At 65.0% G+C, this 25,222-nt stretch carries 22 protein-coding genes and 1 pseudogene; 13 read left to right on the top strand and 10 right to left on the bottom strand.

Going from position 1 to position 25,222, the window contains the following annotated elements:
- Positions 1-92: 92 nt before the first annotated feature.
- Genes CR105_RS22915 through CR105_RS28490 form a run of 5 tightly spaced genes read left to right on the top strand, consistent with a single transcriptional unit; the run spans position 93 to position 5,664 of the window.
- A complete protein-coding gene (locus tag CR105_RS22915) occupies positions 93-1,325 on the top strand; it encodes a 3-methyl-2-oxobutanoate dehydrogenase (2-methylpropanoyl-transferring) subunit alpha (protein ID WP_099792559.1) in 1,233 nt (410 codons plus the stop codon).
- A gap of 35 nt (positions 1,326-1,360) precedes the next feature.
- The gene (locus tag CR105_RS22910) at positions 1,361-2,365 is read left to right on the top strand and encodes an alpha-ketoacid dehydrogenase subunit beta (protein WP_099792557.1); all 1,005 of its coding nucleotides are present in this window, start codon (positions 1,361-1,363) and stop codon (positions 2,363-2,365) included.
- Position 2,366: 1 nt separating this feature from the next.
- On the top strand, positions 2,367-3,665 hold the full coding sequence (locus CR105_RS22905) for a dihydrolipoamide acetyltransferase family protein (RefSeq protein WP_099792555.1): 1,299 nt from the start codon (positions 2,367-2,369) through the stop codon (positions 3,663-3,665).
- A gap of 3 nt (positions 3,666-3,668) precedes the next feature.
- On the top strand, positions 3,669-5,069 hold the full coding sequence (gene lpdA, locus CR105_RS22900) for a dihydrolipoyl dehydrogenase (protein ID WP_099792553.1): 1,401 nt from the start codon (positions 3,669-3,671) through the stop codon (positions 5,067-5,069).
- 13 nt (positions 5,070-5,082) lie between these two features.
- On the top strand, positions 5,083-5,664 hold the full coding sequence (locus CR105_RS28490) for a hypothetical protein (RefSeq protein ID WP_180288278.1): 582 nt from the start codon (positions 5,083-5,085) through the stop codon (positions 5,662-5,664).
- A gap of 42 nt (positions 5,665-5,706) precedes the next feature.
- On the opposite strand, the gene CR105_RS22890 is transcribed toward CR105_RS28490, so the two are convergent.
- The 7 genes and pseudogenes from CR105_RS22890 to CR105_RS22865 all read right to left on the bottom strand — a co-directional run bounded on the left by CR105_RS22890 (position 5,707) and on the right by CR105_RS22865 (position 12,199).
- Entirely contained in the window at positions 5,707-6,300 is a 594-nt protein-coding gene (locus CR105_RS22890; RefSeq protein WP_099792551.1) for an SAM-dependent methyltransferase, read from the bottom strand.
- Positions 6,301-6,455: 155 nt separating this feature from the next.
- Positions 6,456-7,382, bottom strand: coding sequence for a hypothetical protein (locus CR105_RS22885; protein ID WP_131021810.1), 927 nt, complete (start codon positions 7,380-7,382; stop codon positions 6,456-6,458).
- 15 nt (positions 7,383-7,397) lie between these two features.
- A complete protein-coding gene (locus tag CR105_RS22880; protein WP_131021809.1) occupies positions 7,398-9,110 on the bottom strand; it encodes a hypothetical protein in 1,713 nt (570 codons plus the stop codon).
- 142 nt (positions 9,111-9,252) lie between these two features.
- Positions 9,253-9,426 (bottom strand): annotated as a pseudogene (locus tag CR105_RS29100) (IS5/IS1182 family transposase); the annotation flags it as partial.
- 569 nt (positions 9,427-9,995) lie between these two features.
- Positions 9,996-10,784 carry a nucleotidyltransferase domain-containing protein gene (locus CR105_RS22875; protein ID WP_099792546.1) on the bottom strand — a complete coding sequence of 263 codons (789 nt, stop codon included), beginning with the start codon at positions 10,782-10,784 and terminating at the stop codon, positions 9,996-9,998.
- Between the two features lie 58 nt (positions 10,785-10,842).
- On the bottom strand, positions 10,843-11,619 hold the full coding sequence (gene xth / locus CR105_RS22870; protein ID WP_099792544.1) for an exodeoxyribonuclease III: 777 nt from the start codon (positions 11,617-11,619) through the stop codon (positions 10,843-10,845).
- Positions 11,620-11,698: 79 nt separating this feature from the next.
- On the bottom strand, positions 11,699-12,199 hold the full coding sequence (locus CR105_RS22865; RefSeq protein ID WP_099792542.1) for a hypothetical protein: 501 nt from the start codon (positions 12,197-12,199) through the stop codon (positions 11,699-11,701).
- Between the two features lie 161 nt (positions 12,200-12,360).
- On the opposite strand from CR105_RS22865, the gene CR105_RS22860 reads away from it, so the two are divergent.
- Together CR105_RS22860 and CR105_RS22855 are read left to right on the top strand one after the other, a co-directional pair.
- Positions 12,361-13,293: an aldo/keto reductase gene (locus CR105_RS22860; RefSeq protein ID WP_229414085.1), complete on the top strand. Its 933-nt coding sequence runs from the start codon at positions 12,361-12,363 to the stop codon at positions 13,291-13,293.
- A complete protein-coding gene (locus CR105_RS22855; RefSeq protein WP_099792540.1) occupies positions 13,290-13,970 on the top strand; it encodes a DUF6064 family protein in 681 nt (226 codons plus the stop codon). The genes CR105_RS22860 and CR105_RS22855 overlap by 4 nt, the downstream gene beginning before the upstream one ends.
- A 10-nt stretch (positions 13,971-13,980) precedes the next feature.
- Here CR105_RS22855 and fusA read toward each other — a convergent pair whose 3' ends face one another.
- Positions 13,981-16,086, bottom strand: coding sequence for an elongation factor G (gene fusA, locus CR105_RS22850; protein WP_099792609.1), 2,106 nt, complete (start codon positions 16,084-16,086; stop codon positions 13,981-13,983).
- Between the two features lie 79 nt (positions 16,087-16,165).
- Positions 16,166-16,879, bottom strand: coding sequence for a hypothetical protein (locus CR105_RS22845; protein ID WP_099792538.1), 714 nt, complete (start codon positions 16,877-16,879; stop codon positions 16,166-16,168).
- Positions 16,880-16,950: 71 nt separating this feature from the next.
- Here CR105_RS22845 and CR105_RS22840 point away from each other — a divergent pair, with 71 nt between their 5' ends.
- From CR105_RS22840 to CR105_RS22830, 3 genes are all read left to right on the top strand, one after another.
- Positions 16,951-17,199, top strand: coding sequence for a DUF3297 family protein (locus CR105_RS22840; protein WP_099792536.1), 249 nt, complete (start codon positions 16,951-16,953; stop codon positions 17,197-17,199).
- Between the two features lie 135 nt (positions 17,200-17,334).
- Positions 17,335-18,189: a class I SAM-dependent methyltransferase gene (locus tag CR105_RS22835; RefSeq protein ID WP_099792534.1), complete on the top strand. Its 855-nt coding sequence runs from the start codon at positions 17,335-17,337 to the stop codon at positions 18,187-18,189.
- Between the two features lie 112 nt (positions 18,190-18,301).
- Positions 18,302-20,419, top strand: a complete 2,118-nt coding sequence (locus CR105_RS22830) for an FUSC family protein (protein ID WP_099792532.1) — start codon at positions 18,302-18,304, stop codon at positions 20,417-20,419.
- On the opposite strand, the gene CR105_RS22825 is transcribed toward CR105_RS22830, so the two are convergent.
- Complete coding sequence (locus CR105_RS22825; protein WP_099792530.1) at positions 20,416-21,729, bottom strand: phenylacetate--CoA ligase family protein; 1,314 nt, start codon at positions 21,727-21,729, stop codon at positions 20,416-20,418. The genes CR105_RS22830 and CR105_RS22825 overlap by 4 nt on opposite strands.
- A gap of 115 nt (positions 21,730-21,844) precedes the next feature.
- Between CR105_RS22825 and CR105_RS22820 the strand changes: the two genes are divergently transcribed.
- The 3 genes from CR105_RS22820 to dsbD all read left to right on the top strand — a co-directional run bounded on the left by CR105_RS22820 (position 21,845) and on the right by dsbD (position 25,185).
- Positions 21,845-22,144, top strand: coding sequence for an antibiotic biosynthesis monooxygenase family protein (locus CR105_RS22820; RefSeq protein WP_099792529.1), 300 nt, complete (start codon positions 21,845-21,847; stop codon positions 22,142-22,144).
- Between the two features lie 363 nt (positions 22,145-22,507).
- Positions 22,508-23,335, top strand: a complete 828-nt coding sequence (locus tag CR105_RS22815) for a TlpA disulfide reductase family protein (protein WP_099792527.1) — start codon at positions 22,508-22,510, stop codon at positions 23,333-23,335.
- A 125-nt stretch (positions 23,336-23,460) separates the two neighbouring features.
- Positions 23,461-25,185, top strand: a complete 1,725-nt coding sequence (dsbD, locus tag CR105_RS22810; RefSeq protein WP_099792607.1) for a protein-disulfide reductase DsbD — start codon at positions 23,461-23,463, stop codon at positions 25,183-25,185.
- Positions 25,186-25,222 lie beyond the last annotated feature (37 nt).

The following is a 25,222-nucleotide window of genomic DNA, read 5'->3' as shown; positions in this document are numbered from 1 at the left end:
TGCACGATAAATATTTGCGCGCGCCGTACTCCTGTCGCGTGAACAATTTGTTATTCTCTTGGGCGCACATCACCTTACCAAGGGGAAGCTTCATGAATCAGAGTAAGCCTCTGACACTGCACGTCCCGGAGCCTACCGGCCGCCCGGGATGCAAGACGGATTTTTCTTATCTTCACCTCAGCGCCGCCGGCGCGGCCCCGCGCCCACCAGTCGACGTGCTGGCGGCCGACACCGCCGAGCTCGCCTCCACGCTGGTCCGCGTGCTCGACGACGACGGCAATGCTGTCGGGCCATGGGCGCCGGAGATCGACAGCGACATGCTGCGATTCGGCCTGCGCACCATGATGAAAACGCGCATCTTCGACGCGCGCATGGTCATCGCCCAGCGCCAGAAGAAGATGTCGTTCTACATGACCTCGCTCGGCGAGGAAGCCATCGGCACCGCCCACGCACTGGCGCTGCAGGACGGCGACATGAACTTTCCCACCTACCGCCAGCAGAGTCTGCTGATGGCGCGCAATTTCTCGCTCGTCGAGATGATCTGCCAGCTGCTGTCGAACGAACGCGACCCGCTCAAAGGGCGCCAGCTGCCGGTCATGTACTCGGTACGCGAGAAGGGTTTCTTCACCATTTCCGGCAACCTGGCGACGCAGTTCGTGCAGGCGGTCGGCTGGGCGATGGCGTCGGCCATCAAGGGCGATACTAAAATCGCCTCCGGCTGGATCGGCGACGGCGCCACTGCGGAATCGGACTTCAACACCGCCCTCACCTTCGCCCACGTCTACCAGGCGCCGGTGATTCTCAACGTGGTCAACAACCAGTGGGCGATCTCGACCTTCCAGGCGCTGGCCGGGGGCGAGAGCGTCACCTTCGCCGCCCGCGGCGTCGGCAGCGGCATCGCGTCGCTGCGGGTCGACGGCAACGATTTCCTCGCCGTGTACGCCGCCTCGAAATGGGCCGCCGAACGCGCCCGCAGCAACCTCGGGCCAACGCTGATCGAATGGGTCACCTACCGCGCCGGCCCGCACTCGACGTCGGACGACCCGTCGAAATACCGGCCGGCCGACGACTGGGCGCACTTTCCGCTGGGCGACCCGATCGCCCGCCTGCGCAAGCACCTGACGCTGAAAGGCCTGTGGTCGGACGCCGAGCACGAGGCCACGCAGGCCGAACTGGAAGCGGAAATCGTCGCCGCGCAAAAGGAGGCCGAGCAGTTCGGCACGCTGGCCAACGGCCGCGTGCCGAGCGCCGCGTCGATGTTCGAAGACGTCTACAAGGACATGCCCGAGCACCTGCGCCGGCAGCGTCAACAACTGGGAGTGTGAACGTGCGCAGAGATCCAGACATTAAAACAGTGCCGATGACGATGATCCAGGCCTTGCGGTCGGCGATGGACGTCATGCTCGAGCGCGACAACAACGTCGTCGTCTACGGCCAGGACGTCGGCTACTTCGGCGGCGTGTTCCGCTGCACCGACGGCCTGCAGGCCAAGTACGGCAAGAACCGCGTGTTCGACGCGCCGATTTCAGAAGGCGGCATCGTCGGCACCGCCGTCGGCATGGCCGCCTACGGCCTGCGGCCGGTCGTCGAGATCCAGTTCGCCGATTATTTCTATCCGGCGTCGGACCAGATCGTGTCGGAGGCGGCTCGGCTGCGCTACCGCTCGGCCGGCGAATTCACGGCGGCGATGACGATCCGCATGCCATGCGGCGGCGGCATCTACGGCGGCCAGACCCACAGCCAGAGCCCGGAAGCGATGTTCACCCACGTCTGCGGCCTGCGCACGGTGATGCCGTCGAATCCCTATGATGCCAAGGGCCTCTTGATCTCGTGCATCGAGAACGACGACCCGGTGATCTTCCTCGAACCAAAACGCCTCTACAACGGCCCGTTCGACGGCCACCACGACCAGCCGGTGGTGCCGTGGTCCAAGCACCCGCTCGGCGAAGTGCCGGAAGGCTACTACACGGTGCCGCTCGACAAGGCGTCGATTTTCCGCGAAGGCGCCGCGCTGACCGTCATCACTTACGGCACCATGGTGTTCGTGTCGGACGCCGCCGCCCGCGAGACCGGCATCGACGCCGAGATCATCGACCTGCGCAGCATCTGGCCGCTCGACCTCGACACCATCGTCAACTCGGTGAAAAAGACCGGGCGCTGCGTGGTCGTGCACGAGGCGACGCGCACCAGCGGCTTTGGCGCCGAACTGTGCGCGCTGGTGCAGGAACACTGTTTCTACCACCTGGAAGCGCCGATCGAGCGGGTCACCGGCTGGGACACGCCGTATCCGCACGCCCAGGAATGGGCTTATTTCCCTGGCCCCGACCGCGTCGGCGAAGCCTTCAAACGTGCGATGGGAGTCTGACATGGGCATTCATGTGATCAAGATGCCCGACCTGGGCGAAGGCATCGCGGAAGTGGAAGTTGTCGCCTGGCGCGTGCAACCCGGCGACAGCGTGGTCGAAGACCAGGTGCTGGCCGACGTGATGACCGACAAGGCCACCGTCGAGATTCCGTCGCCGGTGCACGGCACTGTCGTGGCCCTCGGCGGCGCGCTGGGCCAGGCGCTGGCGGTGGGCGCCGAACTGATACGCCTGGAAGTGGAAGGCGCCGGCAACGTGGTGGCCGGCAAGGCTGCCGCTGCGCCGCGCGAAGCGGTGATGGCGGAAGCGCCGCCACCGCCGCCCGTTCAGATCAAGCAACAGGCGGCGCCGGCCGCCGTTCCGGTGCTGGCCGCCGCCAAAGCGGCAGCGCCGGCAGCGCCTGCCCACGCGACGCGCCCGGCTGGTGAAAAGCCGCTGGCGCCGCCCGCGGTGCGCCAGCGCGCCTGGGATCTCGGCATCGACTTGCAATTCGTGTTCGGCAGCGGCGCGGCAGGGCGCATCACCCACGCCGACCTCGACGCCTACGTGGCGCGCGGCGGCAAGCCGGCAGCCGGCGTGGTGGCCGAGCGCTACGCCGAACTGAGCGGCGAGCAGGCTGTGCCGATCATCGGCCTGCGCCGAAAGATCGCCGAAAAGATGCAGGACGCCAAGCGCCGCATTCCCCACTTTACGTATGTGGAGGAAATCGACGTCACCGAAATCGAGGCGCTGCGCCAGCAACTGAACACGCGCTGGGGCGCCGAACGCGGCCGCCTGACCTTGCTGCCGCTGCTGATGCGCGCCATCGTGCTGGCGGTGCGCAGCTTCCCGCAGGTCAACGCCCGTTTCGATGACGACGCCGGCATCGTGACCCGCTTCGAGCCGGTGCACATCGGCATCGCCACGCAGACCGATCCGGGCCTGATGGTGCCGGTGGTGCGCCACGCCGAAGCACGCGATCCATGGTCGAGCGCGCTTGAGGTGGCGCGCCTGGCCGAAGCTGCCCGCAACGGCAAGGCGCTGCGCGAGGAGCTGTCCGGCTCGACCATCACGATCACCAGCCTGGGCGCGCTGGGCGGCATCGTCACCACGCCGGTCATCAACAGCCCGGAAGTGGCGATCGTCGGCGTCAACCGCATGGTCGAGCGTCCGGTCATCCGCGACGGCGCCATCGTCGCGCGCAAGATGATGAACCTGTCGTGTTCGTTCGACCACCGCGTCGTCGACGGCATGTATGCGGCCCAGTTCGTGCAAGCGATCCGCGGCTACCTCGAAAGCCCCGCCACCCTGTTCGTGGAGTAAGGCATGAATTCAGCAACCACCACCTTGCTGGTGATCGGCGGCGGGCCTGGCGGCTACGTCGCCGCCATCCGCGCCGGCCAGCTCGGCATTCCCACCATCCTGGTCGAAGGCGACAGCCTGGGCGGCACCTGCCTGAACATCGGCTGTATTCCGTCCAAGGCGCTGATCCATGCGGCCGAGGAATTCGACAAGGTGCGCCACTACGCCAACAACTCGCCGCTGGGCATCAAGGCCGACGCCGCCCGCATCGACATCGGCCGCACGGTGCAGTGGAAGGACGGCATCGTCAAGAAGCTGACCGGCGGCGTTGGCGTGCTGCTGAAGAAGAACGGCGTGCAGGTGGTCAAGGGCTGGGCCAAGGTGGTCGACGGCAAGACCGTCGAGGTCAAGCTGGTCGGCGTCGACGAGCCGATGCGCATTCATTGCGAGCACCTGCTGCTGGCGACCGGGTCGCAGGCGGTCGAGCTGCCGTTCATGCCGTTTGGCGGCGCCGTCGTGTCGGCCACCGAAGCGCTGTCGCCGGAAACGCTGCCAAAGCGCCTGGTGGTGGTCGGCGCCGGCTACATCGGCCTCGAACTTGGCATCGCCTACCGCAAGCTGGGCGCGCAGGTGACGGTGGTCGAAGCGATGGACCGCATCCTGCCGGCGTACGACGAGGAATTATCGAAGCCCGTTGCCGCGGCCCTGAAGCGGCTGGGCATCGACGTGCACCTTGGCTGCAATGTGGAAGGCTTGAACGCGGCCGGCGACGCGGTGCGCATCCGCGACGCGGCCGCCAACGAGACCGGCCTGGAAGCGGACCGCGTGCTGGTGGCTGTGGGCCGGCGGCCGGCGACGACCGGCTGGGGCCTGGAAAACCTGCTGCTCGACATGAATGGGCGCGCCGTCCGGGTCGACAACCAGTGCCAGACGTCGATGCGCCACGTGTGGGCGATCGGCGACATCACGGGCGAGCCGATGCTGGCGCACCGCGCCATGGCGCAAGGCGAGATGGTGGCCGACATCATTTCCGGCAAGCGGCGCCACTTCACGCCGGCGGCGATTCCCGCCGTCTGCTTTACCGATCCGGAAATCGTCGTGGTCGGCATGACGCCGCAAGACGCCGAGCGCGCCGGCATCGATTTTATTACCGCCAACTTCCCGTTCGCCGCCAACGGCCGCGCGATGACGATCGAAAGCACCGACGGCTTCGTGCGCGTGGTGGCGCGCAAGGACAACCACCTGATTGTCGGCTGGCAGGCGGTCGGGCGCGGCGTGTCCGAGCTGAGCGCCGCGTTCTCGCAGTCGATCGAACTGGGCGCCGTGCTGGAAGACGTCGCAGGCACGATCCACGCCCATCCTACCCTGGGCGAGGCAGTGCAGGAAGCTGCACTGCGCGCGCTGGGCCATACTCTACACATCTAAAAGGAAAAACCGCATGAATGCTCTCCCCGCCGCCCGTACGCGCCTCATCCTGACGGCGTGCGCGCTCGTTTTCGAGCTCGTCCATCTAGGCTGGGAGCACACGCACGGCGGTGTCGCCGCCCATCACATCCTGAACCGGGCCGACCTGCCCGCGATCTCCAACTGGTGGGGCCTGCTGCTCATCCCGGTGCTGACCTGGTTTCTCGTCGGCCGCATGCTGCGCCGTGCCGAACAGCAGCCGGGCGCCAACACCGGCATGCTGGCCGGGTTCGTCGGCGCACTGGCCTACGGCGCAGCGCTCGCCTTTGCGTTCACGACCAATTCCCCGGTGGTGTCCACCTTCTTCCTCGGCCTGTTCGCGGTGTCGCTGCTGGTGCGCACCTACCGCGCCCAGTATGTGCTTGGCTTCGTGCTCGGCATGACCTTGACCTTCGGCGCGGTGCTGCCGACCGTCATCGCGATGGTGGTCGCCTCGGGCGCCGCCCTCTTCCACTGGCTCATCCGGTCGGTCCGCCGGTTGTTCTCGAAGCCCGTGGCGCCGCAGGCAGGCATTCCGGTCACGGCCGCCAAACCGGGGTCGGACCAACTGGTCTAGTCTGCCCCCTGTTTAGCCCAGCAGTATGCGAATCCAGGAGAGCTATACTTTTCGGCGGGCGATAACCGTCGAAAAGCGTTTCACCGTCGCGCGTGGCGCCTCGAAATCATGAAATGATGCCACAATGATTTCCCACTCCGCCATCGACTCTTTTAATTCATCGGCACCGAATAGGTAGTAGCTGGCCGGGTCGAACATATCCAGAAATGTCGTTCCCTCAATCAGCACATTGACCGACAAAATCCCTCCAGGGCGCACGCTGGACTGCATTTGAGCGAGCTGCGCCAAAGCGGTCTTGCGGTCGAAAAACATCAGCAGCCCGATGGAGACGACGGTGTCGAAGCAAGCCTCAATGCGGTAGGAGCCAAGATCAGCCTCGATGGCAGTAATAGGCAAACCGCGCTCGCCAGCAAGCTCTCGAAGATGAGCAATCGCTGTCGGCGATCCATCTAACGCCAGTACGTGACAACCGGCCTCGGCCGCCGCAACCGAAAGATTTCCGAGGCCGCAGCCAAAATCGAGGACCTCGCCGGCCAAGTACGGGAGCGTCAACGATTCAAACGGGTTCAGTAACTGCTGCTTTTGTAGAACCTGCTTTGAAAATTGATTCTCAAAAAATTCTACGCTCGATTGCATCGGTAAGCTCTCTTAAGCAAAAAGTGACAGGGGACGGCATATGTCAAATCGCCGCTGGCATTTTTGAAAATTGGCACAGAACTGGAAAAGCCATCAACAGCTGCCAGGATGACCGATTCCGGCCAGTACAGCGCCGGCGATTGTTCGCTCGCGGCTTATTCGTAGACGTAGGCGTAGGTGCGAACTTCTTCCTGGGTGGTCGGCACAAGGCCTTTGCCGGCGACCTGAAGATTCATCGAGATGATGCGCCGCACCTGCTCCGAATAGATCAGCATCGTCTTTGGATCGATCAGCCGCGTAAGCGAGCCCGACACGCGTGCGCCTTTGTTCGACGGAACGACCAGCCCCGCAGCGGCGGGTGTTGCAGCCGTCACACGCTGCATGACGCCATTGGCAATGTTCGCCAGCGCTGCCGCGTCCGACTCGTAAATCTGTTCGAGCCGAACACACTGGCCGGCCGGACACGGCTCCCACCCCGCAATCGTCGTGCGGATCGTGTAAGTGAGCGTTTCACCGTTGGGAAGCGGCTGAGGCGCCTTGACGTCGATGACCTGGCCGATCGCAAACTCGCCATCGGCCCAGTCCGCGTAGCGGGCGTTCCACTCGGCAGTTTCGCGGCCAGCCATGGCGGCCTCGTTGACGATCGGCGCCAGCGCCGCGGCGACCTGGGGCGACACCGTCGACTTCAGTAACGCCTCGACCTCACCATACCCCTTGATCGATGTTGCTTCGCCGCCAGCCGAGATCACGAAGGTGACCGGCACTTTCGACATCAGCGCGACGATTGGGTCGTTCAGCAAGTTGCCATTGCGATTCATCGTGCTCGACACAGTCCTCGGGGCGTACTCGAAGCCGGCGCCGACGCGCTTGAAAACGCCTTCCGTCCTCGTCTCGCCGACGTCTTTTACCTGGGGCTGCCCCTCGACCAGGCGCGTGCGCTCCAGGCGGTACGACATCTTTACCTTCACCCCATCGGGAGGCTGGAAGCGCATCACGAACTCCGCCGGCGCGACGGCGAGCTGCGCGAAGGCGGCCGACGGCAGCGCGACGAGGGACAACAAAACTAGCGGAAATTTAATCATGAAGGGACTGCCTTTTCACTGTTGAGTACGCAACTGGCTATCCGCCGCGGCCCAGCTGACCGCCAGGTCGCGCCGCGTGCGCTGGGCGTCCGCCGTCTTGTCTTGCGCCGCCAGCGCTTTCGACAACCCACTCAACGCCCAGCCGTTGGCCGGACGCAGGGCCAGGGCATCGCGGAAGGTCCTCTCGGCCGCTGCATAGCTGCTTGCTTTCAGCTGCATTTCGCCAAGCCGTTGCAGCGGCGCGCCGGCAAGCATCGGCGGCTCGCTGCGGTCGGCGTGCGCGGCGGCCTCGGCGGCAAGCGCCTGCATCTTGACGGCTTGATCGGCGCTGCCGTCCATCAAGGCGACCTCCGCCTTCAACTGCGCCAACGCGGTGGCGGAAAGGCTGCTCATCATCTTGCCCATCCAGTCCTTGTGGCGATGCTTTTTACGCAAAGCGGCGACCGCCGGCTCCAGCCGCGCAAGCGCTCCCCTGGCGTTGGCCGGCTGGCCGCTGCGCGCCTGGGCGATTCCGCGCGACATTTCACCAAGCACCATCGCGAGTCCTTTACCGCCGCGCGGCATCGGCTCCTTCAGCAGCGCATCCCAGCGCTGGAAGTGCAGCAAGGTCAGCATCGGCAAGCTGCGGTTGTATTCCGAAAACTCGTGCTCGCCGCGCGAGCGCTTGGCCGCCGCGCGCGCGGTGGCCAGCGCCAGGTCGCCGCGCCCTTCCATGACCGCGGCATACCACTGGAAGTGCGTGTTGTGGCCGCGCCAGTCTTTGGTGATGGAAAAATTTTGCCGCTTCAGCTCGGCATCCATCGCGTCGTCGTTGGCGTTGGCCATCTGGTTGGCGCGCGTGGCGTCGGCGTAGCGGCCCACCAGCGCAAACGTATGCGCCGGCATGTGCACCAAGTGCGGCGACTTCGGCGCCAGCTTGCCGAGCCGGTCGGCGGCGGCCACGGCGCGCGCGGCAACGCGCACATCGTCGACCGCATGGATCATGTAGTGGTTCAGGCCGACGTGATTGGGGTCGCGCGCCAGGCCCGCTTCCAGCTGCGTGGCGAGCTCCCCGGTGCGGCCCGACGGTTTGCCGGACACCGGATCCCACGGCTCTCCCGTGGTGACGACCATTTCGGCCTCGGCGTAGAGCGCCAGCACGTCGGAATCGGCCGGAAAGCGCGCGGTCAGCGAGCGCATGTAGTCGGCGTAGGAACTGTCGAGCGGATCGGCGGGCTCATCGCCGGCAGAGCCCGGCGCGCGGCAGACGGCGCCAGGCAGCGGCGCGATCGCCTTCGCCGAGCTGTGGCCGTAGCGCAGCGCCAGCGACTCGATCAGCGCCTGGTCGCGCGGGGAGGCGCCCTTGCTGTGCCTGATGGCATAGTCGGCGTACTGCTTGGCGACAGTCAGGTCGCCGCGCGTCGGGTTGTTGATGATCGGCCCCATCTGCAGCGCCACGCCCCAGGCGCACAGGCCGCAGTCGGGGTCGCTGGCCAGCGCCGCCTTGAAGGCGCGGATGGCCTCGGCCTCGTTGAAGCCGTACATCTGCGCCACGCCCTGGGCAAACAGGCGGCGTGCCGCATCGTTCGCCTGCGACGGCACCAGCGTGGTCGCGCCAAAGCCGTCAAGCACGGGTGCGCTCGCCTTGCTGTCTACCGTCAGCGGCAACACGGCGCAGGCGGCCAGCATGGTAAGCGACGACGCGAAGTACAGTTGCCGTGCAAAGTGGGAGCGAAGATGGTGGCGCATGCAAGACCCTTGCTGTAATTAGAGACGGACGAGCGGCTGGTAAAATTGCGTAGCTGCAATCTTGCTATTTTGCCCCAAACTCCCTGCGGAGGACACTACTATCTGGCGGCAGCCGGCGCGTTAGAACGCCTGACAAAACCGTTCGACATACAAATCGCCAACAAATGAGCGAGCAGGCAAATGAAAGAAACCCCTGATGAATGCCTCCTCGTCTCGCGTGTCGGATGCGCAGTCGGCGAAAGCGGTGTAGCCGACATAAGGTGCGCGCAACGACCCAACGCCGGCGGCCCAACCTTTTCACATAAAGGATTCCTCGGGTAGTGTCGAGCGGTCCCGATATCGACCCATTGCAGACGTCGACTTGTTATCAATAGGGGGCCAGGCCGACTTCATCTTCAACGGCGATTACAGCTTGAGATGTGACTTTTGCTCTGATGCTTCCGACATGGGTGGGCTGAAAGTAGCAATCGATAGTCAGGCGGCGGCCATTTGAAAACTCCAACGCAATGTGCGAGTCGCCGAGAGCATTAAGCTTCACCGTTTTGCTGCTTCCCGGGGGCATATAACCAAGCTTATATGATCTACCAGTAACTTCTACAACGACTGCATGGAGCGCATCAGACCCAACATTGTTCAGCGTAAACTCAACTCCAGCAGCTTCTGCTCTTTGTTGAAAAATACATAGTGCCTAGTGCCTCTGTTAGCCAGTTCAGGATCACTAGTACCAACGTTGCGATGACCAGGGTTCGTTTTTTCATTGACTTAGTTGGTAGCGACAAGAAACCAATGGATGATGTCTGCTTCTGGCCGATAGCGGACGGTCGGTATGGCTCAGTGTATGGGCGAGATGCCATCCCAGCAAGTAACCGGTTTCGTTTGGCGCTCTTAATCCCAAGCCTCGGACAAGCTGTGTCGGAAAATCAGATTTAACGGCGCCGCCAACTCAGCACGTTGCTGAGGTACCGGGACAAGCGCTTCAAGCCGGTCAAGCTGACTTTCTACAAAGTCGTGAATGCTGAGAACGGGCGGCTCCAATCCCATCTCCGGCGCGGCGCGTTTTCGATCCAGCAGGGCCGCGATGTCGGCGAGCAGCGGACGGTTGCTCTCGATCAGGTGCAACAGCTTGTGGAATTCGATGGGCGCGGCCACGCCGTAACGTTCGAGCCAGAGAACAGACAGCAATGGGCGCAGAACGTAAAAATACTTTTTCAGCGGCACAAGGTCGGCCTTCAGATAGCCGCGATAGTTGGTCCTGGCCATGCTGCGATAGTGATAGATTCCGTGCTCGCATGAGTATGCCGCTGGCAGCAAGTCGCGCGCCCGCGTGGCAAATTCCCCGCGCTCCTGGTAGACAATCGGCGACTGTATCCACTCGACGAAGGCCGGATTAGACTTCGAGAAAAGTCGCAACGCCTTGCGCAGGTCCCAACCATTCAAGTCGATGTCGTCGACAATCGGGTACTCGATCACGTCGCGCTGATCTTCCAGGCTGACCGACAAGTACCAGTCGCGCCTGTTCACGTAGATAAACCTCGCATCGTAGTCGCTATTGGACGATTCGAATCCCCACGCGCGGCTGCCCGATTCCACCGCCAGCAGGATCTGCACGTCGTGTTCGCTTTCAGCAGCCTTCATCCGGCGCAGTATCTCGAAACGTACATCGGCAGGTATCATTGGTGGCCCACATGGTTAATGCGACCAGAATATCAGATCACCCGCGGCACCTTCTCGGTTACCGGTCAAGTTCGATCCAGGTCGGCGCATGGTCGCTCGGCTTTTCGCGCCCGCGCACGTCGCGGTCGACGCCGGCCGCCTTCAGTTCGCCGGCCAGCGATGGGCTCAGCAGCAGGTGGTCGATGCGCAGGCCGGCGTCGCGCCCGTAGGCATCGCGGAAGTAATCCCAGAAGGTGAAGATTTTCTCGTCCGGATGCATGCTGCGCAGAGAATCGGTCCAGCCTTGCGCCATCAGCCGGCCGAACGCTTCGCGCGTTTCGGCGCGAAACAGCGCGTCGTTGACCCAACGCTCGGGCTTGTAGACGTCGAGCTCGGTCGGGATGACGTTGAAGTCGCCGGCCAGCACGACCGGCGAGCCGCTGGCGAGCAGTTCGGCGCCGCGCAGGATCAGCCGTTCCATCCACTGCAGCTTGTAGTCGAACTTGGGGCCGGGCGCGGGATTGCCGTTGGGCAGATACAGGCAGGCGATCAGCACGCCATTGACTGCCGCTTCGATGTAGCGGCTTTGCGCGTCTTCCGGGTCGCCGGCAAGGCCGCGCCCTGCTTCGACCACCGGTTCGGTGCCGCGCACCAGGATCGCCACGCCGTTCCAGCTCTTCTGGCCGTGCCAGATGGCCTGGTAGCCGGCTGCGTTGATCGCTTCCTCGGGAAACTTTTCGTGCGGCGTCTTCAGCTCCTGCAGGCAGGCGACGTCGGGCTGCTTTTCCTCCAGCCACTGCAGCAGGGCCGGCAGGCGGGCGTTCAATCCGTTGATGTTGAAAGTGGCAATGCGCATTGGTTCTCCGCAGTTAATAAACGACACGTCATTTTGAACGCAGAACGGCGAGCCTGCCGCGCGACTGCGATTCCAGCGCTTACTCCAACTTCACGTCTTCCTTCTTCGCCTGCGCCATCGCCTCGGGCTCGAGTAGTTCTGCCGCTTTATTGAACCAGATGAACGCGCCCCAGCCGGCCAGCAGGAAGCCGACCGAAACGAGAATGGTCGCCGCGTGCGGTAGCAGGTGCGGACTTTGATGCAGCGCCTTGAACGTGGCCACCAGTCCCTCCACCGCCAGCGCCACGACCACCACGACGAGAAAGCGCGACAGGTAGCGGCGCACCCGCGTCGGCGCGCTAACCTGCGCCTCGCGGATGACTTCTTCTTCCATGATCGTCTGGGCGATCTGCAGTGACACCACCGCCACCGCCAGCAGGCCGATCGTCTCGATGATGGCGTTGGCGCTCTCGCCGTTGTCAGCGCCAAGCGCCATCCAGGCGGTCTTGGTAGCAAGCACCACCAGCATCCCCGCGACACACACGAACAGGACCGCGATGACGGCATGCGCCCCGGCGAAAAAACGAATCAGCAATTTCATGGAATGTCTTTGTAAGTAGCGTAAGCAGTGCGATCGTATCATCAGTGTAATGCCCTGCAATGTCGCACGCGAAAGTGTTTACGCATCTTTACACCCAGAGTGTCTGCGCGACAGCTTGGTGGCAGCAGTCATATACTTATGAAAACGTCTAGAGGAAGCCAATGGACCACCTGCTTTCCCCGCGCCGGCGCCGGCTGCTCGCATCGATGCTGGCCATCGGCGGCGGCGCGCTGCCGTTCGGGCCTGCCGCCGCGGCGCCAAGCGCCCTGCTGACCCGGCCGATTCGGTCCACCCGCGAAGCGCTGCCCGTCATCGGCCTGGGCAGCTGGATCACCTTTAACGTCGGCAACGACCGCGCCGCGCGCGCCGGTTGCGCCGACGTCATGCGCCACTTTTTGGCCGCCGGCGGGCGTCTGCTCGACTCGTCGCCGATGTATGGCTCGGCGCAGGAAGTGATCGGCGACGGCTTGCGCCAGCTCGGCAAGCCGGCGACCCTGTTTTCCGCCGACAAGGTGTGGACCGGGTCGGGCGCGCGCGGCCCGGAACAGGTCGAGACCTCGCGCCGGCTGTGGGGCGCCGACAAATTCGACCTGCTGCAAGTACACAACCTTCTGGCGTGGGAAGCGCATCTGCCGGCGCTGTTCGCGATGAAGGCGGCCGGCAAGCTGCGCTACGTCGGCATCACCACGTCGGAAGGCCGGCGCCACGCCGAGATCGTCAAGATCATGGCCAGCCAGCCGATCGATTTTGTGCAGGTCACGTACAACATTGCCGACCGCGAGGTCGAGCAGCGTATCCTGCCGCTGGCCAGCGAGCGCGGCATCGCCGTCATTGCCAACCGGCCGTTTCGCCAGGGCGACCTGACCGAGGCGTTGAAGCGTCACCGCCTGCCGGCGTGGGCGGCGGAAATCGATTGCACCACCTGGGCGCAAGTGCTGCTCAAGTTCATCGTGTCGCATCCGGCCATCACTTGCGCCATCCCCGCCACGTCGAGCGTTGCCCACGTGCGCGAAAATATGCTGGCCGGCACCGGCCGCATGCCCGACGCCGCGCTGCGCCGGCGCATGGCCGAGCATGTGGCGCCCCTGGTATGAGTCAATGGTCGTCGTATTCGCTGTCGGACTTCCTGATGTTTTCGGCGAAGACCTACTACCGGATGTTCGAGCTGTACAACCTGGCCATCTGGCCGGCGCAGCTGGTCGCCTTGCTCGCCGCCCTGGCGACGCTGGGCTGCGTGGCGCGCGGCGGTGTTCCGGCCGGCCGGGTGGCGGCGGCGCTGCTGGCGGCTTGCTGGCTGTGGGTGGCGTGGGCGTTCCATGCGCAGCGGTATGCCGACGTCAACTCGGCCGGCGTCTTTTTCGCCATCGCCTTTGCGCTGCAGGCGCTGCTGTTGCTGTGGTTAGGCAGCGCGCGCGGGCAGTTTGCGTTCACGCACGCGCGGCCCGCGCTACGCAGGCCGGCGCTGGGCGTGGTGGCGTTTGCCTTCCTCGGCTATCCGATGCTGGTCGCCATTGGCGGCCGCTCCTGGAAGCAGATGGAGTTTTTCGGCGTGGCGCCGGATCCGACCGCGCTTGCGACGCTTGGCCTGCTGGCATTGGCGCGGCCCGGGCATTGGCTGTTGTGGCCGATTCCGCTGCTGTGGTGCGCGATCACCGGCGCGACGCTGTGGACCATGCACGCGCCCGATTTCTGGGTAGCGCCGCTGATGGCGCTGGTCGCGCTGCGGCTGGCATGGTCGGCGCGCATGCCGAAGCGCAAGGCTGAGATTTGATGCGCGCCGGTCAGCCGTGGCCGAGCGCCGCCACCTGCTCGAGGATGTGGCGCGGCACGGCGGCGTAGTGCTTGAACTCCATCGTGTAGGTCGCGCGGCCCTGGGTGAGCGAGCGCAGCGTCGTCGAGTAGCCGAACATTTCGGCCAGCGGGACCAGCGCACTGATCAGCTTGCCGCCGCCGCCGGGAATCTCGTCCATTCCCTGCACCATGCCGCGCCGCCCGCTCAGGTCGCCCATGACGTTGCCCATGAATTCTTCGGGCGTCTCGACTTCGACCTGCATCATCGGCTCGAGCAACACCGGCCCGGCGCGCCGCATCGCATCCTTGAAGGCAATCGAGCCGGCCATGCGGAAGGCGTTTTCGTTGGAATCGACGTCGTGATACGAGCCGAACGTCAGCGTGGCGCGCACGTCGACCACCGGGTAGCCGGCCAGCACGCCCGAGCGCAGGCTTTCCTGCACGCCCTTGTCGACGGCCGGAATGAATTCGCGCGGCACGACGCCGCCCTTGATGGCGTCGACGAACTGATAACCCTGGCCGGCGGCCATCGGTTCGAGCGTGAGCACGACGTGGCCGTACTGCCCTCGCCCGCCGGACTGCTTGATGAATTTCCCTTCGACATCCAGCACCGCCTTGAGGATGGTCTCGCGGTACGCCACCTGCGGCTTGCCGACCGATGCTTCGACGCCGAACTCGCGGCGCATCCGGTCGACCAGGATTTCGAGGTGCAATTCGCCCATGCCGGACATGATGGTCTGGCCGGTTTCGTCGTCGGTGTGGACGCGAAACGACGGGTCTTCCTGCGCCAGCCGGCTCAGCGCCACGCCCATCTTCTCCTGGTCGGCCTTGGTCTTCGGCTCGACCGCCTGGGAGATGACCGGTTCCGGGAACACCATTTTTTCCAGCACGATCACGTGCTCGGGCGCACTGAGCGTGTCGCCGGTGGTGACGCCTTTCAGGCCGACCGCCGCGGCGATGTCGCCGGCGTACACTTCGCGGATTTCCTTGCGCTCGTTGGCGTGCATCTGCAGGATGCGCCCTAACCGCTCGCGCTGGCCCCTGGTCGGGTTGTAGACGGTGTCGCCGGAATTGACGACGCCGGAATAGACGCGGAAAAACGTCAGCTGGCCGACGAAGGGATCGGTCATGATCTTGAAGGCGAGCGCGGCAAAAGGCTCGTCGTCGGACGGATGGCGTTCGATCGGGTTGTCGCGCTCGTCGTGGCCGGCGATGGCAGGGATGTCGAGCGGCGACGGCAGGTAGTCGATGACGGCGTCGAGCATGGCCTGCACGCCGCGGTTCTTGAAGGCGCTGCCGGCGAGCATCGGCACGATCTCGTTGCGGATCGTGCGCTGGCGCAGGCCCTGCTTGATTTCGTCCTCGCTCAGCGCCTCTTCTTCGAGGTATTTTTCGGTCAGTTCGGGCGTCGCCTCGGCGGCCGCCTCGACCATGCGGCCGCGCCACAGCTGCGCCTCTGCCCGCAGGCCGGCCGGGATGTCTTCGTAGGCGAACTTGACGCCCTGGGTGTCGTCGTCCCAGCGGATGGCGCGCATCTTGACCAGGTCGATGACGCCGTGGAAGTCGTCTTCGGTGCCGAGCGGTATCTGGATCGGCACCGCCACGCCTTTCAGGCGCGTGCGGATCTGCTCCTGGACGCGAAAGAAATCGGCGCCGACCCGGTCCATTTTGTTGACGAAGGCGATGCGCGGCACGCGGTACTTGTTCGCCTGGCGCCACACCGTCTCGGACTGCGGCTGCACGCCGCCGACGGCGTCGTACACCATGACGGCGCCGTCGAGCACGCGCATCGAGCGCTCCACTTCAATGGTGAAGTCGACGTGGCCGGGCGTGTCGATGATGTTGATGCGGTGTTCGTCGAAGTTGCCGGCCATGCCTTTCCAGAACGCGGTGGTGGCGGCCGACGTGATGGTGATGCCGCGCTCCTGTTCCTGCTCCATCCAGTCCATGATCGCCGCGCCGTTGTGCACCTCGCCGATCTTGTGGCTGACGCCGGTGTAGAACAGGATGCGCTCGGTGGTGGTGGTCTTGCCGGCGTCGATGTGCGCGCTGATGCCGATGTTGCGGTAGCGCTCGATGGGTGTCTTGCGAGTCATCACTAACTCCTGGTCCTGGGCGAACCATTCCATCATAACCCTGTTGACCGCGCCGCGCATCCACAACTCGGCTGGCGCCTCACTTTCCCAACAACGCCAGGGTCTGGTTCCATTGCCCATTCCAGTCGAACAGGAATTCGTGCGCGCCGAACGCCCGCTTCAACTGCGACATCGGCACCCGGTACAAGTCGTTCAAGCCGAGCGCCAGCGTCACCGGATTCCACAAGGCCTGCTTCTTCGACTTCCTGGCGCTGCCCTTGACGCGCGCGCCGTCGTCGCCGAACACGCCGGCGGCGCCGTCCAGTGCCTGCTCGAGGTTGATGCGCACCATGCCGCCGAAGGCGATGACGACCTGTTCGCGGCTGATGCCGGCCTGCGACTCCTTTGCCACCGCGGCCTTGACGGCGGGCGCCGGCTCGGCTTCGCGCTTGAGCCTGGCAACTAGCCGCTCGAGTTCCTTCTTCAGGAAGCGCAGCTCATGCAGTTCGCGCCGAAAGCCTGGCGGCGGCAGGCGCGTGACGATCTTGTAGACGTCCTTGGTGATGGTGATGAGCACGTCGGCGCTGCCGGCGGCCAGGCGCGCCGTGTCGCCTTCGAAGAAAATCGGCGCCGCGTAGCCGCCGTTGGCGTCGCCGAACATGTCGGCAAAGGCGGCGTCGTAGTCGAGCCAGACGTAGGGCGTCAGGCCGTTGTCGATCATGGCGGCCAGGGTCCATGGGGTGCCGGTCTGCAGCGCCAGCCAGGCACAGGCTTCGGCGGTGGTCGCCCTGAAGGGTAATTCGATGTCTGTCATTCTTCTCTCGGCATTGCGCGTGACCGACCGTACCGTTGTACTGGTCGAGGTTCTAGTGGATAATCCAGCCCATGAACGATACCACTACCCTCCCCCCTTTGCCTGACCGCCTTTCCGTCGATCCGAGCAGCCCCTTCCATGTCCCTGCCGTGTTCGAACACGAAGTAGGCATCAAACTGAACGGCAAAGAACGCAATGATGTCGAAGAATATTGTCTCAGCGAAGGCTGGGTCAAGGTCGCTTCCGGCAAATCGGTCGACCGCAAAGGCAAGCCGCTGCTGATCAAACTGAAAGGCACAGTCGAGGCGTTCTACCGCTAAAGCCCGGGTTGACGGGCCCCTTACCGATAGCAGGGTAACCATGCTATCCTCACTCCCGAGAATTATTGGCGTTTTTGTAATGTTGTATTACGCCTAAATAAATAGATCGGGATGAGCTAAATGGTGAGAGACCAGATGGACAGTTGCATCGTGTGCGGCGGCGCCAAACACGCAGGCCTGGCGGCGTGGCACGCGGTGTGCGCAGGTTGCCAGTACGAGAGCGCTGACCTGCAGCCGGCCATCAACGACGCAGCCACGCGCCACGTCATCGACGAAAAGGCGCGCGAAAAATCGCTCAAGGCGCTGCGGGTCGACAACTTCAAGTGGATCGTCGAGCATGCCGCCAAGCAGGTCCGTCCCGGCGCCAAGTCCCTGCTCGATGTCGGCAGCGCCCACGGCTGGTTTCTCGAAGAAGCGAGCAAGAAATTCACCGTGCTCGGCATCGAGCCGGACGAAACCGTCGGCGGCGCTGCGGCCAAACGCGGCCTGCCGGTGCGCGCCGGCTACTTCCCGGAAGCGCTCAACCCCGGCGAATCGTTCGACGTCATCGTGTTCAACGATGTCATCGAGCATATTCCCGCCATCGAGGGCGCCATCGCCGCATCCCAAGCCCGCCTCAACGATGGCGGTATCCTGATCCTTAACTTGCCGAGCAGCGCCGGCTTCTTCTACACGCTGTCGAAGCTGTTCGCCCGGATTGGCTGGCTAAGCCCATTCGAGCGGCTTTGGCAAAAGGGACTGCCGTCGCCGCACGTCCACTATTTCCGCCATAAGAACATTACCGAACTGGTCTGCAAGCGCGGCTTCGAACTGACCTCTTCGGCCGAACTGCCCTCCCTGCGCGCCAACGGACTGCTCGAGCGCCTGCGCTTTACCGGGGAAGTGGGCAAGCTCGCTTGCTACGTCCAGTACGTCATCTTGCTGTGCGCTATACCGATGCTGCGGCTCTTCCCTAGCGACATCATCGTCTGCGTTTTCCGCAAGAAGTGAGATCGCCACGACGGCGCGGCGCCGGGCCAGCACCAGATTGCCCGCGCCGTCGTTATAATCGATGCATTATTCACACCGGTGCCCGCCCGCCAGGACAGCGCATCATGAACCCATGCAATACGCCCTAGCGCCACGCACTTTCCTCTTCAGTCACTATTTCTATACCGGCTTGCGCATCGCCACCGGTATCGTCGGCCTCACCTTCCTGACCCTCGCCATCAGCGACGTGCCCACCGCGATCGCCGTGGCGATGGGCGCGCTGTGCACCAGCCTGATGGACATGCCGAGTCCCTTGCGCCACAAGTTCAACGAAATGCTCGCCGGCGTGGCGCTGTGTTCGATCGTCGTATTGCTGGTGAGCCTGTGTTCCCCGGTGCCGTGGCTGCTGCGCACCGTCATCGTGGTGGTGACCTTCCTGGCCAGCATGATGGTGGTGTACGGCCGCAAGGCGATGCCGCTGCAGTTCGCCGCGCTGTTTTCGATGATGCTCGCCAGCGAGGAAGCCTCCACGCCCGACCAGGCGCTGCGGCACGGCGCGCTGTTTTTCGCCGGCGCCGCCGGCTACATGGCGTACGCGATGGTCGTCGTGTGGGCGATGCAGGCGCGCCTGAAGCAGCAGGTGCTGTCCGAAGCGCTGTACGAACTGGCGAGCTACACCGAGATCAAGGCCGGCTGCTACGACCTGGCCAATCCACTGCCGGCGCAGATGGAAAAGCTGGTGCGCCAGCAGATCGTGCTGGCCGAGCGGCAGCAAGCATCGCGTGACCTGATCCTGCGCGGCAAGCCGTCGGCGGCGGACGCGGCGCTGGTGCAGGTGCACTACGCCATGTTCGACCTGTACGAGCTGGTGCTGTCGACCCACACCGATTACGTCTTGCTGCGCAAGCACTTCGCCGGCCGCAAGGTGCTGCCTTTGCTGGGCGAACTGATCGGCAAGGCGGCGCGCGACATCGAGTCGGCCGCCTATGCGATGACGCGCAACCGGCCGTCGCACGCCGCGTTCGACTATTCGGCCGAGATGCGCATGCTCGAGCAGGCGCTCGGCGAGTGCGCCGGCACCGCCTCCGGCGAGGCCGAGGCCGTGCTGCTGGCAACGTCGCACAAGGTCAACGACATGGTCAAGATGATCGGCCAGCTGCACGCCGCCAGCCAGGCCGGCGCGGTGGCGCTGCCGGTGGTGTCCGGCGCCGACCTGACGCCGTTCCTGACCCAGCAGCGCTACGGCGTCGGCATCCTCGGCGCCAACCTGCGCTGGAGTTCGCCGGCGTTTCGCTTCGCGCTGCGGGTGGCGATGGCGGTGTCGGTGGGCCTCGTGGCGGGCGACTTCCTGCCCTACCAGGCGCACAGCTACTGGATTGCGCTGACGATCGCCGTCATCCTCAAGCCGAGCTTCAGCATGACGCGCCAGCGCCGTGCCGACCGCGTCATCGGCACCGTCATCGGCTGCATCCTGACCGCGGTGATCCTGCACTTCGTCCATGCGCCGGCCGCGCTGATCGGTTTCCTGTTCGTCGCCACCGCCGCCGCGCCGGCGTTCCTGTACATCAAGTACCGCTACACGGCCATTGCCGCCAGCATGCAGATCCTGCTGCTGATCGGCCTGACCGTACCGCAGGTCGGCAGCGCCGTCACCGAGCGGCTGCTCGACACGCTGGTCGGCACGGTGATCGCCACCTTCTTCAGCTATGTGCTGCCGAACTGGGAATACCAGAACCTGCCGCGCCTGGTCGAGTCGGTGCTGCAGGCGAACCGCAAATATATCGATTCCGCCAGCGACCTGCTGCAAGGGCGGGCCGGCGACGATTTCCGCTACCGCATCAGCCGCAAGGGCTTCATGGACAGCCTCGCCACGCTCAGCGCGGCGCTCGGCAGGATGCTCGACGAGCCGGCCGCCAAGCATCGCGCACCGGACGAACTGAACCGCTTCACGGTGCAGAACTACCTGCTGGTGTCACATATTGCGGCGCTGCGGTTGCTGCTGCAGCGTTACAAGGACGGCTTGCCGCGCAGCGAGGTGAACGCGGCCATCGACCAGGCTTGCCATCAAGTGCGCGCAAGGCTCGGTTCGGCGCCGCCGGATACGCCGGCCAGCGTGCCGGCCACGATGCCCGCCACCGTCAACTGGGCCGGCTGGGCGCCGCTGCAGCGGCGCCTCAAGATGCTGCTGCAGGATGCCGACCAGCTGGCCGTTGCCCGCGGCGCGATCGGCACGGCGTTCGGGCCAGCCTAGCGCAGCTCGTTGACGACCAGCTGGCGCTTGCCGCTGGCCGACAGCGGAATATCGGCAACTTCGTCGAGGTCGATGTCGAAGCAGCCGCCCCAGCGTTTCAGCTGATAGTCGAGCAGGAATTTTCGTTGTGCCGCATTCAGCGCGCCGTGCTTCGGCACGACGAAGATGGTGATGGCGCCCGGCCTGGTCTGGCGTACCTGGTACAGGCGCACAAAATCCCAGGCGCCGCCGTTGACGATCAACAGCAAGCCGGGAATGCGGTTGCCGCTGCGGTCAAGCAGGAATTCCTGCGCGCGTCCGTGGATGGCGCGGCAGGCGCCGTCGGCGTCGACGGCGCCGAAATCGTCGGTGCAATAGCGAATCAGCGGCATCACGTCGTTCCAGCACGAGGTGCCGACGATCTCCGGCCGGCCGTTGTTCCAGCGGTTTTCGGTCACGCCATACAGCGGCTCGAACCGGAACGGCCGGCACTTGCCCGCCACGCTGGTGGCGAACGCGAGGTTGCTGCGCTCGGTCAGGCCGTAGCTGATCGACACCGGGCAGCGGAACAGCCGGCCGATCGACGCCAGCTGTTGCGGCGTGGCCGGCTCGGAGGCGAGCAACACCGCGTCGACGGCGAAGTCGAGCTCGCCGGGTGCAATCAGTTCGGCCAGCGACGCCGCCGCGCTCGGATAGGCGTGGACGAACTGCGGCCGGAACGCGTTGAGGGCGGCAACGATTGCCGCCTTGTGCCGCGGGAGGATGTGCGATGGCGACAGCAGCAGCCGGTTGCCGCTGATGGCGGCGCACGGTTCGTGCGGCAGCCGGCGCGCGTCCGAGCCCATCCGCAGGTAGCGCGCCTTGTCGAAGCTGAAGCCGAACTTGCCCCACTCGTGGTTGTAGAACGCCTTTTCGATATCGGCCAGGCGCTTGGTGCGCCAGACGCCGATGCCGCGGCCGGACGAGCCTTCGCTGGTGGCGTAGTTGAGCCGGCCTGGATCGAGCCGCTGGTCGAGGAAGTCGCGCTGGCACTCCATCACCTGCGCTTTTTCGACATACGGAAAACTGTCGAGCAGCTGGCGCGGCGGTTCGTGCGCCAGTTCTCTGGCGGAAAGCCTGACCGAGCGCTGGTAGAACGGCACCCACGCGACGGCGGTGCGGAGCACGTGGCGCAGCCGCCGCGCGGCCTCGGCGGCGATAGTGTCGGCGCTTCCTTCCAGCAAGTGCCGGATGTGGAAATAGTCCGCGTGGTACAGCAGGCGCGACGGCACGTAGGCACGGTAGTCGTAGTACCCTTTCTGCAGCCATTCCTTGTAGCGCGCGTCGAACATAGCTCCGATTGTTATGGCAGTTCGCGGTCTCAGCCTTGACGTGCGCCAGACGCAGCAGTGCGCGCCAGGGCGTCGTACAATCGAGCATTCAAAACTGACAACATGGAGCGTTATAATGATTACGGAAATCGCAGAAATCGCCGTCAAGGCTGGTACCGATCAGCAATTCGAGGCTGCGGTGGCGATGGCGGCGCCGCTGTTCGAGCGCGCCCGCGGCTGCCGTTCGATGCGGCTCGAGCGCGGCATCGAGCAGCCCGACACCTACCTGCTGATTGTCGAGTGGGAGACACTGGAGAACCACGAGGTCGATTTTCGGCAGAGCGCCGACTTCCAGGAATGGCGCCATCTGGTGGGCGACTTCTTTGCGTCGCCGCCAAAAGTCATCCACACGCGCAAGGCGCTGACGGGGTTCTGAATATTCATCACTGAACTTAGGTGGTAGGGGGTACCTGCCTGAGCTGAGGCGGGAACCCCTGCCATTTGTCGCATTCGCACAGGCCAAAGCGCTGAAGCAGCGCCTGGTCGTGTGGGCTGTTCGCGGTGACGTCCACCTGAAGCGGACGCATGGTCTCGAGGTCGGTGCGCACCTCCGGGTAACCTGCGGCGCCGGCCCGGCTGCTAATATGCGGCCACCTTAACGCTACCGTAATCCCCTCGCTGTAGACTCGGCGCCTGGTTCAACGAGGAGACCGATGATGCGCACAAGCTTGCCGCGAAATCAACAACCGCGCCCGCCGCACGGCGCACCGTACCGCGATAGCGCCAAGGGGCGCCGCTAATGGACGCGATCAATATCGGGCCGCTGTCTTTTTCGATCCCATTGCTGACCACCTTCGGCGCCGTCATGGCGAGCACCTACGTCGGCAGGCGGCTGGGGCGCGCGCGCGGAGTCGACGCCGAACCGACTCTGTGGTTCGTGATTCTGTTCGCCCTGCTGGTCGCCCGGGCCGCGTTCGTGGCCAGTTACGCCGAACTGTACCTCGCGGCGCCGCTGGGTATCATCGATATCCGCGACGGCGGTTTTTCCGCACCGGCCGGCATCGTGACCGCGCTAACGGCCGGCGCCTGGTTTGCCTGGCGCCGGGCCGCCATACGCAAGCCGCTGCTGGGCGCCGTTGCCGCCGGCGGCCTGGTGCTGCTGCTCGGCGCAGCGATCACGCTGACACCAAGGGGCGAGCCGGCGCCGATTCCGGCCCTGACCCTCAGCGGGCTCGATGGCCGCCCCGTGCAGCTCGCGTCCCTGGCCGGCAAGCCGGTGGTGATCAATCTGTGGGCCAGTTGGTGTCCGCCGTGCCGGCGCGAAATGCCGGTGCTGCGCCAGGCCCAGCTCAGCCACCCGGAAATCACCTTCGTGTTCGCCAACCAGGGCGAGACGGCGGACGCGGTGCGCAGGTACATGGCCGCGGAACACATCGCGCTCGAAAACGTGCTGCTCGATGCCGGCTCCCGGCTCGGTACCGTGACCGGCTCCGGGGCGCTGCCGACCACCTTGTTTTATGACGCCAAAGGGGGCCTGGTCGAACGCCGCCTGGGCGAGCTGTCGGCCGCCACGCTGGCCGAACGGCTCGACTCGTACCGCAGCGCCACGGGCGCAAAGGAGAAATGACAATGACAATGACAGTGACAATGACAATGACCGCGACTGCCACTGCCACTGATACGGCCGCGAATAACGCGTCCACCGGCCGCGGCAGCGCAATTCCGGGCGCCGCGGCATGGATCGCGCGCACGATGCTGGCGCTGCTGGCAGCGATGGCGATGCAGTTCCCGGCCATGGTCCACGCCGCCGACGATTACCTTGAACCCGAAAAGGCGTTTCGCTTCTCGGCGCGGATGATCGACAAGGCGACCGCGGAAGTGCGTTACGAGATCGCGCCCGGCTACTATATGTACCGCGAACAGTTCGTTTTCAAGGCCCGCGGTGCGCAGCTCGGCAAGCCGGCCATTCCGCCCGGCAAGGTCAAATTCGACGAAACCTTCGCCAAGAATGTCGAGAGCTACCGCGACTCGGTGGCGATCCGGATTCCGGTCGAAGCATTCGGCCCGTTCACGCTCGAGGCGAGCGCGCAGGGCTGCGCCGACGCCGGCCTGTGCTACTCGCCGATGGCTTCGTCGGAGCAGCTCGACCCGGCCGATGCGCCCGCCGGCGGTGCTGCCGCAACGCTCGCCGCCCCCGACAGCGAGATGGGCCGCATCGAAGCGGCGCTTCAAAGCGGCAAGCTGCTCGCCATCCTGCCGCTGTTCCTGCTGCTCGGCCTCGGCCTCGCGTTTACCCCGTGCGTATTGCCGATGATGCCGATCCTGTCCTCGATTATCGTCGGCGAGCGCGCAACCGGCTCGCGCTCGCGCGGCCTGGCGCTGTCGGCGTCGTATTCGCTCGGCATGGCGATCGTCTACACCCTGCTCGGGGTAGCGGCCGGACTGGCCGGCGAAGGCCTGGCCGCGGCGCTGCAAAATCCATGGGTGCTCGGTGCGTTCGCGCTGCTGATGGCGGCGCTGTCGCTGTCGATGTTCGGGGTCTATGAACTGCAGATGCCGGCCGCGATCCAGTCGAAGCTCGTGTCCGCATCGGGCAAGCAGCGCTCCGGCAGCCATGCCGGGGTGTTCGTGATGGGCGCGCTGTCGGCGCTGATCGTCGGCCCCTGCGTGGCGGCCCCGCTGGCTGGCGCGCTGGTATACATCAGCCAGACCCGCGACGCGCTGACCGGCGCCGCCGCCCTGTTCGCGATGGCGGCCGGAATGAGCGTGCCGCTGCTGGTCATGGGTGCGTCGGCCGGCGCCCTGCTGCCGCGCGCCGGCGCGTGGATGGAGGCGATCAAGCGCTTTTTCGGCATCCTGATGCTCGCCACCGCGCTCTGGATCGTCTCGCCGGTACTCGCGCCCAAGGTCCAGATGCTGCTCTGGGCCGCGCTCGCTATCGGCTACGCGCTCTCGCTGGTGCTGCCGCTGGCAAAGCTGCGCCGGGCAAGCTGGAAGTCCACGACCGCCGCCATCGTGTTCGCCGGCCTCGGACTGGTGCAACTGGCAGGCGTGGCCACCGGCGGCAACGACCCGTTCGCCCCGCTCGCGCAGCTCGGCGCGGGCACCGCCCATGCGACAGAATTTCGGCGTTTCAAGTCGGTCGCCGAGCTCGACGCCATTTTGGCGGCGGCGCCGGGCAAGACGGTCATGCTCGACTTCTATGCCGACTGGTGCGTGTCCTGCAAGGAGATGGAAAAATTCACCTTCAGCGATCCGCGCGTCCAGGCCGAGTTTGCCGCCATGCTGCTGCTGCAGGCCGACGTCACCGCCAATGACGAGCACGACAAGGCGATGCTCAAGCGCTTCGGGCTGTTCGGCCCGCCGGGCATCATTTTCTTCGACCCGGCCGGTGCCGAAATCGCCAGCACGCGCGTGATCGGCTACCAGGACACCGCCAAGTTCCTGCGTTCGCTGGCGGCGACACGCGGCCGTTGAAACTGCGGCTGCACCCAACCGAATATTCACTTACCGA

Source organism: Massilia eurypsychrophila (genome assembly GCF_002760655.1).
Lineage (GTDB): Bacteria > Pseudomonadota > Gammaproteobacteria > Burkholderiales > Burkholderiaceae_D > JAFCUW01.
This window is presented reverse-complemented; position numbering and strand designations above follow the sequence as displayed.

Bases quoted from the DNA above. Each gene is read 5' to 3' on its own strand.
- CR105_RS22875 (WP_099792546.1), bottom strand. From the start codon at position 10,784: ATGATACCTGCCGATGTACGTTTCGAGATACTGCGCCGGATGAAGGCT.
- CR105_RS22830 (WP_099792532.1), top strand. From the start codon at position 18,302: ATGCAATACGCCCTAGCGCCACGCACTTTCCTCTTCAGTCACTATTTC.
- CR105_RS22825 (WP_099792530.1), bottom strand. From the start codon at position 21,729: ATGTTCGACGCGCGCTACAAGGAATGGCTGCAGAAAGGGTACTACGAC.
- CR105_RS22815 (WP_099792527.1), top strand. From the start codon at position 22,508: ATGGACGCGATCAATATCGGGCCGCTGTCTTTTTCGATCCCATTGCTG.
- dsbD (WP_099792607.1), top strand. From the start codon at position 23,461: ATGCTGGCGCTGCTGGCAGCGATGGCGATGCAGTTCCCGGCCATGGTC.
- CR105_RS22915 (WP_099792559.1), top strand. From the start codon at position 93: ATGAATCAGAGTAAGCCTCTGACACTGCACGTCCCGGAGCCTACCGGC.
- CR105_RS22890 (WP_099792551.1), bottom strand. From the start codon at position 6,300: ATGCAATCGAGCGTAGAATTTTTTGAGAATCAATTTTCAAAGCAGGTT.
- CR105_RS22855 (WP_099792540.1), top strand. From the start codon at position 13,290: ATGAGTCAATGGTCGTCGTATTCGCTGTCGGACTTCCTGATGTTTTCG.
- CR105_RS22865 (WP_099792542.1), bottom strand. From the start codon at position 12,199: ATGAAATTGCTGATTCGTTTTTTCGCCGGGGCGCATGCCGTCATCGCG.
- CR105_RS22880 (WP_131021809.1), bottom strand. From the start codon at position 9,110: ATGCGCCACCATCTTCGCTCCCACTTTGCACGGCAACTGTACTTCGCG.
- CR105_RS28490 (WP_180288278.1), top strand. From the start codon at position 5,083: ATGAATGCTCTCCCCGCCGCCCGTACGCGCCTCATCCTGACGGCGTGC.
- lpdA (WP_099792553.1), top strand. From the start codon at position 3,669: ATGAATTCAGCAACCACCACCTTGCTGGTGATCGGCGGCGGGCCTGGC.
- CR105_RS22820 (WP_099792529.1), top strand. From the start codon at position 21,845: ATGATTACGGAAATCGCAGAAATCGCCGTCAAGGCTGGTACCGATCAG.
- CR105_RS22910 (WP_099792557.1), top strand. From the start codon at position 1,361: ATGACGATGATCCAGGCCTTGCGGTCGGCGATGGACGTCATGCTCGAG.
- CR105_RS22845 (WP_099792538.1), bottom strand. From the start codon at position 16,879: ATGACAGACATCGAATTACCCTTCAGGGCGACCACCGCCGAAGCCTGT.
- xth (WP_099792544.1), bottom strand. From the start codon at position 11,619: ATGCGCATTGCCACTTTCAACATCAACGGATTGAACGCCCGCCTGCCG.
- CR105_RS22885 (WP_131021810.1), bottom strand. From the start codon at position 7,382: ATGATTAAATTTCCGCTAGTTTTGTTGTCCCTCGTCGCGCTGCCGTCG.
- CR105_RS22840 (WP_099792536.1), top strand. From the start codon at position 16,951: ATGAACGATACCACTACCCTCCCCCCTTTGCCTGACCGCCTTTCCGTC.
- CR105_RS22905 (WP_099792555.1), top strand. From the start codon at position 2,367: ATGGGCATTCATGTGATCAAGATGCCCGACCTGGGCGAAGGCATCGCG.
- CR105_RS22835 (WP_099792534.1), top strand. From the start codon at position 17,335: ATGGACAGTTGCATCGTGTGCGGCGGCGCCAAACACGCAGGCCTGGCG.
- CR105_RS22860 (WP_229414085.1), top strand. From the start codon at position 12,361: ATGGACCACCTGCTTTCCCCGCGCCGGCGCCGGCTGCTCGCATCGATG.
- fusA (WP_099792609.1), bottom strand. From the start codon at position 16,086: ATGACTCGCAAGACACCCATCGAGCGCTACCGCAACATCGGCATCAGC.